This is a genomic window from Holdemanella sp., from assembly GCF_056804935.1.
Map to the genome: position 1 here is coordinate 1 of NZ_DBMEXE010000070.1, position 7,189 is coordinate 7,189.

The 7,189-nt window shown below is 36.6% G+C and carries 6 protein-coding genes, 2 tRNA genes and 1 pseudogene; 3 read left to right on the forward strand and 6 right to left on the reverse strand.

Features of this window, described 5'->3' with window-relative positions; genetic code table 11:
• Positions 1 to 226 precede the first annotated feature (226 nt).
• The 6 genes from ACZQCL_RS04695 to ACZQCL_RS04720 all read right to left on the reverse strand — a co-directional run bounded on the left by ACZQCL_RS04695 (position 227) and on the right by ACZQCL_RS04720 (position 4,591).
• Entirely contained in the window at positions 227 to 1,375 is a 1,149-nt protein-coding gene (locus tag ACZQCL_RS04695; RefSeq protein ID WP_117573723.1) for a DUF349 domain-containing protein, read from the reverse strand.
• A gap of 99 nt (positions 1,376 to 1,474) precedes the next feature.
• Positions 1,475 to 1,550 (reverse strand) — tRNA-Ala (locus ACZQCL_RS04700).
• 26 nt (positions 1,551 to 1,576) lie between these two features.
• Positions 1,577 to 1,653: transfer RNA gene (locus ACZQCL_RS04705), tRNA-Ile, on the reverse strand.
• 57 nt (positions 1,654 to 1,710) lie between these two features.
• On the reverse strand, positions 1,711 to 2,166 hold the full coding sequence (locus tag ACZQCL_RS04710; RefSeq protein WP_118116635.1) for a threonine/serine exporter family protein: 456 nt from the start codon (positions 2,164 to 2,166) through the stop codon (positions 1,711 to 1,713).
• Between the two features lie 11 nt (positions 2,167 to 2,177).
• A complete protein-coding gene (locus ACZQCL_RS04715) occupies positions 2,178 to 2,927 on the reverse strand; it encodes a threonine/serine exporter family protein (RefSeq protein ID WP_227993045.1) in 750 nt (249 codons plus the stop codon).
• A 50-nt stretch (positions 2,928 to 2,977) separates the two neighbouring features.
• On the reverse strand, positions 2,978 to 4,591 hold the full coding sequence (locus tag ACZQCL_RS04720; RefSeq protein WP_482481961.1) for a Na/Pi cotransporter family protein: 1,614 nt from the start codon (positions 4,589 to 4,591) through the stop codon (positions 2,978 to 2,980).
• A 130-nt stretch (positions 4,592 to 4,721) separates the two neighbouring features.
• On the opposite strand from ACZQCL_RS04720, the gene ACZQCL_RS04725 reads away from it, so the two are divergent.
• From ACZQCL_RS04725 to ACZQCL_RS04735, 3 genes and pseudogenes are all read left to right on the forward strand, one after another.
• Complete coding sequence (locus ACZQCL_RS04725) at positions 4,722 to 5,810, forward strand: M20 metallopeptidase family protein (RefSeq protein WP_482481963.1); 1,089 nt, start codon at positions 4,722 to 4,724, stop codon at positions 5,808 to 5,810.
• Positions 5,811 to 5,871: 61 nt separating this feature from the next.
• Positions 5,872 to 6,252: pseudogene (locus tag ACZQCL_RS04730) on the forward strand (AlbA family DNA-binding domain-containing protein); the annotation flags it as partial.
• A 345-nt stretch (positions 6,253 to 6,597) separates the two neighbouring features.
• Positions 6,598 to 7,101, forward strand: coding sequence for an ATP-binding protein (locus ACZQCL_RS04735; RefSeq protein WP_482481965.1), 504 nt, complete (start codon positions 6,598 to 6,600; stop codon positions 7,099 to 7,101).
• Positions 7,102 to 7,189 lie beyond the last annotated feature (88 nt).

Sequence of the window (7,189 nt, forward strand, 5' to 3'; positions counted from 1 at the left end):
CCACTTTATCGGTACTAACGACGCTAGATTGCTTCAGGCTTTCGCTTTAGGGCTCTAAGTCTTTCCTTCCTACGCTTAACACTGTACCTCACGATACAATGTCCAAGGACTAGATACTGGCCTCTTTGCTCCAAGAGTTACCAGGTCAGGAGTTTCACCTAACTAAATCAACTGCACCGAACTGGCGCACCATATAATAAACCCCAAGAAAAAGAGAGTAGATCAACTACTCTGCTAATTTCTTTTCAATATCTTCGATTTCTTGTTCAAGTTGTTTGATAAAATCTTCTTTATCTTCTACTTGATCCTGTAAGTCAGCTACTGTAGCTTCACTTACCAAACCAGTCATATCATCCTGAAGACGTTTGATTTGACGTTTTTGGTTTGCGATTTGTTCTTCTTTACGCGAAATAATTTCTGACATGTGTTCACGCCAGTTAGCACGACGCTTTTCACTAGCCGATTTTAAACCCGCAAAGTATTCATCCATAACTCCTCTGAACTCATTCCAGATTTCATCTTCTTTATCTTTTCCACAGAAACCAATTGATTTCCATTTGTTAGACAATTCTTTCATCATTGCCGTTTGTTCACGAGTATATTCCTGTAAACCAGCAATTGATTTAGCTTCCTTTACTAAAGCTTGTTTTTCTGCATATTTTTCATCATGTTCAACATGCAATTTTTCATAGAATTCATTACGTTTCGCATAGAATTTTTGGCGAGCCTCATTAAACGCATTCCATAAATCATCATCAAATTCACGACCTGCATTTCCAGCTGCTTTCCATGCATCCATCAATTCTTTATATTTAGCACTTGTTTTTTGCCATTCTTCAGAATCCTGTAAAGACTTAGCTTTTTCAATTAAATCTTCTTTTACCTTTTTCGCATTTTCAAACTGAACCGCTCTATTTTCCCAGTTTGCATGTTTACGATCATAGAACTTCTGACGAGCTGCATTGAAACGTTCCCACAATTCATCATCCGTTTTCTTTCCGGCATTTCCAGAAGCTTTCCATTCATCCATTAAAGAAGTCATTTTTTCAGTAGCCTTCTTAAAATCATCTGATAAAGAAGTTTTTTCAGCTTCCTTAATCAAAGCTTCCTTAGCCTCTACAACCTTTTGAGCCAATGCCTTTTGTTTCTCATAAACCTTTTCAACATTTGCCTCAAATTCTTCTCTTAACTTTTCTTCTGCCAAAGACTCCCCAAATCCAGTCTTTCTCCATTTTTTCTTTAAATCATTCACAAAGCGAACAGCTTCGTTGAAATCTTCAATTTCGTCAACTTTTTTTGATTCTTCGACAAGAGCCTGTTTTTGGTCAATACCGGCTTCCATATCTTCAAATTCTTCGTAAAATTCTTTTTCCATACATCTACTCAGCTTTCTAATCATCCGATTACTTATGATTATAACATATAATAAAAAAAGTATAAAAAAAAACTGCATCTGCAGTTTATATTTTACAAATGGTGGAGCGTATCGGGATCGAACCGATGACCCCCTGCGTGCAAGGCAGGTGCTCTCCCAGCTGAGCTAACACCCCATTATAGTAAGCGTCTAAAGAAATCATGGTGGGCCTGAATGGACTTGAACCAACGACCTCACCCTTATCAGGGGTGCGCTCTAACCACCTGAGCTACAGGCCCATATCCCCAAGACGCTCATATATAATACCATAAATATTTATCTTTGCAAGTACTTTTTTACTTTTTTTCTAAAAATTTTCTCTTTTCCTGATAATACACACGCATAATTGTGGAAACCAATAGGATTCCCAAAGCCAAAACACCCGCAATACTCAACGTTTGAAGCCCCATATTTAGTGTGTTTTGAGCATCCCCACGAATGGCCGCAAGCATCGTACGATACATACCGCCTCCAGGAACTAATGGAATCAATGCACAAACTAAAAATGTTGTGACTGGCGTCTTACATTGTCGTGCCAATATTTCTGAGGCTAAGGCTAAACCTAAAGCCCCATAGAAATTGGATAATATTTCAGAACAATCTAAATACAGTCCCACCTTGTAACAGACACCTCCAATGGCACCTACAACTCCGGCAAACCATAAATTTCTTCCTTTAATATTAAATAGGAAACCAAACCCTAAACTAGCAAGGAATGAAGAGATTCCTGCTTTTAAAATCACATATATCATAATTCATTCCCCTATATCCAAAAATACATCACAAAACCAGCCCCTACCGCAATGGCAATAGCACACAAAAAGGCATCTACCGCTCTTGCGACACCAGAAACATAATCTCCTGCAATCGTATCACGAATCGCATTGGTAATCGCAAGCCCAGGCACTAGAAGCATAAAGCTAGAAATAACCATAATATCCACATTCGTCTGCGGTAACACTTGATGGATCAATTGCGCACTTAGTGCTGCAGATCCTGCCGATATCGCATTATTCAAGAAAGAATTTAGTTTGTGTTTTGACAAGAAACAGCTGATACAACGAATCAAAATTCCAATAAAAAAGGACATCACAATTTCTAATAAAGTCCCATTAAAGAACATTCCAAATCCAGCAGCGCCAACCGCACCAAAAAGCATTGTCTCTTTAAATGTATAGCGAGACATCCCCTTAATTCGATCCAATTCATTAGCTAACTCATCCACTGATATTGGATTTGAACAAATTCTTCTAGAAAGCGTATTAATTTGATCAATACGATTCAAATCTACCTCTCCCGTGTGTACCCTGCAAATACGCGTCATTGTCTGATTGTCATACGTCAAAGAAAACATGATACCCGTTAAAGTCACATAGCTATCCGCATATTCAATGCCTTCAAAGCAACGACACATTCTGACCATTGTTTCTTCGACACGATTGACTTCCGCACCACTCTCCACTAACATCTTTCCGGCTTCAATAATTGTATTTAATAACTTCTCAATATTCATACACAGATTATAACAAAATCCACGAAAAAAATAAGCAGAAAAACTGCTTATTAATCAGGAATCTCAAAAGTAATTTTGTCCAATTCTTGAGACACATTTAAAGCGTGGTCATTAATACGCTCAAAATCTGTAAAAATACGCGACAACATCATGCTGACTTCGCTTGAACATTTCTTTTGTTTTAAAGCTTGAATCTGTGCTTCACGCCAACTAGATACAAGTGAATCAATCACATCATCTTTACGTTCTGCCTCTTCTACATCATCCAAATCATTCTTCATATCCACACATAACTTCTTCATGTGCTCTACAATTTCAATTTCCGAAATTGTCATATCTCCTTGAAGACGCTTTGTCGCCTGATGATTCATATTCACTGCATAATCACTAATACGCTCAATATCCACTAACATCAAATAGTAACTAGACAATGCTTGAGAAATATTCACATTCAAGTTTGGTGTAGCCAAAGCCGTACTAATATATTCACTAATGACTTTATCCAAGTAATTGACTGTATCTTCTCTTTTGTAGATCTGTTCATCCGTCTTATCACTAAACTGCAACAGCTGACCAAAAGCCTGATTTACATTCTCATACGCAAGCTCTAACATGTGCATTGTTTCATCATTGATTTGTTTCACTGAAATAGCTGCACCACCAATCATCTTCTTAGATTTAGGAAGCGGTTGTAAATACATCAAGCAATCATCTTCTGTTTCTTTATTTTCAACCGGTAAAATGTGTTGTGCAAACGCAGCCAAGTATGTTCCAAATGGAAGCAACAAGATTGTTGTACAAACATTAAATATAGTATGCATATTCGCAATCTGTGCAGTCGCATTGTATGGCGTTAAATGAATAACCCAAGATACCAATGGTGTAAACATACATACAATTGTAAAGATCGTTGTACCAATGATATTAAAGCTCAAGTGAATGGCGGTAGCCTGCTTAGCCTCACGACTTGTTCCAATTGAGGCAAGAACAGCCGTAATACAAGTACCAATATTCTGTCCAAACAATACATATACAGCTCCATCCAAACCAATAACACCACTGGCAGCCAATGCCTGTAAAATACCTACTGAAGCTGAACTCGATTGAATCAAAGCCGTAAATCCTGCACCCACCAAAATACCTACTAATGGATTTGAGAAATGTGTAACTAATTCAACAAATTCTTTTGATTCTCTTAATGGCATCATAGCTGTACTCATCATATTCATACCAATAAAAAGAATACCCAAACCCGCAATGATCTGTCCAATATCGGTTGCCTTGGCACTCTTTGTGAACATAATCAATGCCACACCCATAAAGGCAACTAATGGAGCAATGGCACTTACATCCAACGCAATCAACTGACCCGTAATGGTTGTACCAACGTTAGCCCCCATAATAATCCATACAGCTTGTTGTAAAGTCATCATCTGTGCGTTGACAAATCCAACAACCATAACTGTTGTTGCACTCGAACTTTGAATAACCGCCGTAACAAGTGCACCTACAATGACGCCTAAAAATCGATTTGAAGTTAATTTCTCTAAAATTTGTTTTAAACGATCTCCAGCCGCAGCTTCAAGACCATTTCCCATCATCTGCATTCCATATAGGAATAAAGCTAATCCACCCAATAAAGACAATATATTTGTTGTTGTCATATTTTCCACCTTTTCATATTTTCGTACTTAATATAAATTTAAACGCAAATTCATACTATCTTTACAATGTTAAATCTATGTAAAATTTATTTAACATTTAGTATAATGAACCCAACAAAAGGAGAATTTTATGCCAACAATCATTGAAAACAGAAGAAATTTACACCAAATTCCAGAAATTGAACTTACCACACAAAAGACAGCACAATATATTGAAAACGTATTAGACTTATATGACTGCACCATTGATCATCCCATCCAAAATAGTGTAACCGCCTATTTTGATAACCAAAAAGAAAAGACAATCGTATTCCGTTCCGATATGGATGCACTTCCTATGGAAGAAAATACAGACCTAGAATTCAAAAGCACAAATGGATGTATGCACGCCTGTGGGCACGACGGCCATATGGCTATGGTTCTAGAATTAGCGAAATATGCCAAAGAAAGCGACTATAACGTATTATTGTTATTTCAGCCAGGCGAAGAAAAACCAGGTGGCGCCAAACCTATCATTGAATCTAAATTCTTCGATAAATTTAATATTGCCGCCATCTACGGAACACACATCTATCCAGAACTTGAAAAAGGCAAAGTTTATACACGCCCTAATGAAATGATGGCAGGCGGATGTGAGTTTGAACTTTTAGTAAAAGGAAAAGCCAGTCATGCAGCTCAACCTCAAAATGGAATCAATGCACTAACAGCTTGTGTAGAAATTCTACAAAAGTCTTTGGAACAAGAGGAAAAAGCTTTTGACAACAATACATTCCACCTATTACACTTTGGCACTTTCCATTCTGGCCAAGCCTTCAATATCATTGCCGACCAAGCTCACGTAAGAGGATCCATTCGCTATTATGATCCAAAAGTATTTGATCAAATTGTTGATATCATTGAACAAAACATGAATAACGCAACAAAAAAATACAAAGTACAAGTCAACTTCAAAGTGAATCACCACTATCCACCCGTATTCAATAACGAAGAATTATTCTATGCACTATACAAAAACAATCTAGTCAACAAACTAGAAAGCCCTGTACTTATCAGTGAAGACTTCGGTTACTATAGAAACGTAGCCCCATCTATCTTCTTCTTTTTAGGCACGGGAGATACTATCCCATTACACTCAAATAAGTTCACTTTTGATGAAGACATCCTATACAAAGGTGTAGAACTATATAGAAAACTATTAACGACAAAGATCCCATTCTAGCAAGCACTAGGATGGGTTTTTAGGTATAATGATAACGTGGATGTGTGAAAGGAGGAATACTATGTTGATAACAGAATTAAATAAATATGGTGAAAATAACAATATCGAAGTAAAAAAGGAAGTTCCTGCTGAACATAAGAAATATTTAAAATCTGTCGTAGCTTTCGCGAATGGTTTTGGTGGAAAAATTATTTTTGGCATTGAAGAAAAGTAAGATTCATTTGAAGTGTGTGGACTATCAGGGGATATTTTTAAAATCAAAGATTCCATCACAAATTCTATATTTTCAAGTATTGAACCCCATATTATCCCTAGCATCGATTTAGATACAATCGAAGATAAAACCATTTTAATTGTGAATGTGCCATCTGGATGGGATCGTCCATTTTACTTAAAATCTGAAGGCGAATTTGATGGTGTTTATGTACGCGTTAGTGGAACAACCAGAAAAGCCGATCGTAATATGATCAAAGAATTGATGTTTGAAGGTAGCAATCGCTATTTTGATAAGATGATTTGTCCCGAATTAGAAATCAATGAAAACAGTATCCAAAACTTATGTGATACCCTTTATCATAAAGCATTAGAAAACTCTAAATCGCAATTTGAAAAAGATGCGGTTACACCCATTACAAAACAAGATTTATTGTCGTGGGGAATACTTACACAATCAAACAATCATATTGTACCTACTAATGCCTATGCCTTATTAACAGGACATCCCGCATTGCCAAACCGTATTCAATGCGCCCTTTTTAAAGGAACAGATACAACAGAAGTCATTGATATGAAAGAACACTCAGGACCTATTTATGAACAAATTGACTTTGCGTATAAATTTGTATTACGAAACATACGTTTAAATGCATCATTTGAATCTCTAGAAAGAAAAGAAACATACGAAATTCCCGTATATGCCATACGAGAACTCATTGTGAATTCCATTGCGCACAGATCCTATATAGATAGAAACAGCATTAAAGTTGCGATATTTGATGACCGCTTAGAAGTAACTTCTCCAGGAAAACTAGTTATGGGACAAACAATAGAGAAAATGAAACAAGGAAATTCTAATATTAGAAATGAAGCAACAGCGTATGCATTGCGCTATCTAAAATACATTGAAAACTGGGGTCGCGGTATTCCTAGAATCATTAAATCAATCGAAGAATCTGGTTTAAAACCTCCTGTATTTATTGGTGGAGAAACCGAATTAAAAGTCATCATATATAGAAACAATGTATTTTATGAACCGAACAAAAAAATCGGGTTCAAAATAAAGACTATATAAAAATAGTTAGGGTCTAGATACGCTATAAGATTACATAGGGTAATGTGCTAGGCAGCTTAAAATTCGCTCCAAAGTATTTTGGGGCGTT

Bases quoted from the DNA above. Each gene is read 5' to 3' on its own strand.
- ACZQCL_RS04695 (WP_117573723.1), bottom strand. From the start codon at position 1,375: ATGGAAAAAGAATTTTACGAAGAATTTGAAGATATGGAAGCCGGTATT.
- ACZQCL_RS04710 (WP_118116635.1), bottom strand. From the start codon at position 2,166: ATGATATATGTGATTTTAAAAGCAGGAATCTCTTCATTCCTTGCTAGT.
- ACZQCL_RS04715 (WP_227993045.1), bottom strand. From the start codon at position 2,927: ATGAATATTGAGAAGTTATTAAATACAATTATTGAAGCCGGAAAGATG.
- ACZQCL_RS04720 (WP_482481961.1), bottom strand. From the start codon at position 4,591: ATGACAACAACAAATATATTGTCTTTATTGGGTGGATTAGCTTTATTC.
- ACZQCL_RS04725 (WP_482481963.1), top strand. From the start codon at position 4,722: ATGCCAACAATCATTGAAAACAGAAGAAATTTACACCAAATTCCAGAA.
- ACZQCL_RS04735 (WP_482481965.1), top strand. From the start codon at position 6,598: ATGAAAGAACACTCAGGACCTATTTATGAACAAATTGACTTTGCGTAT.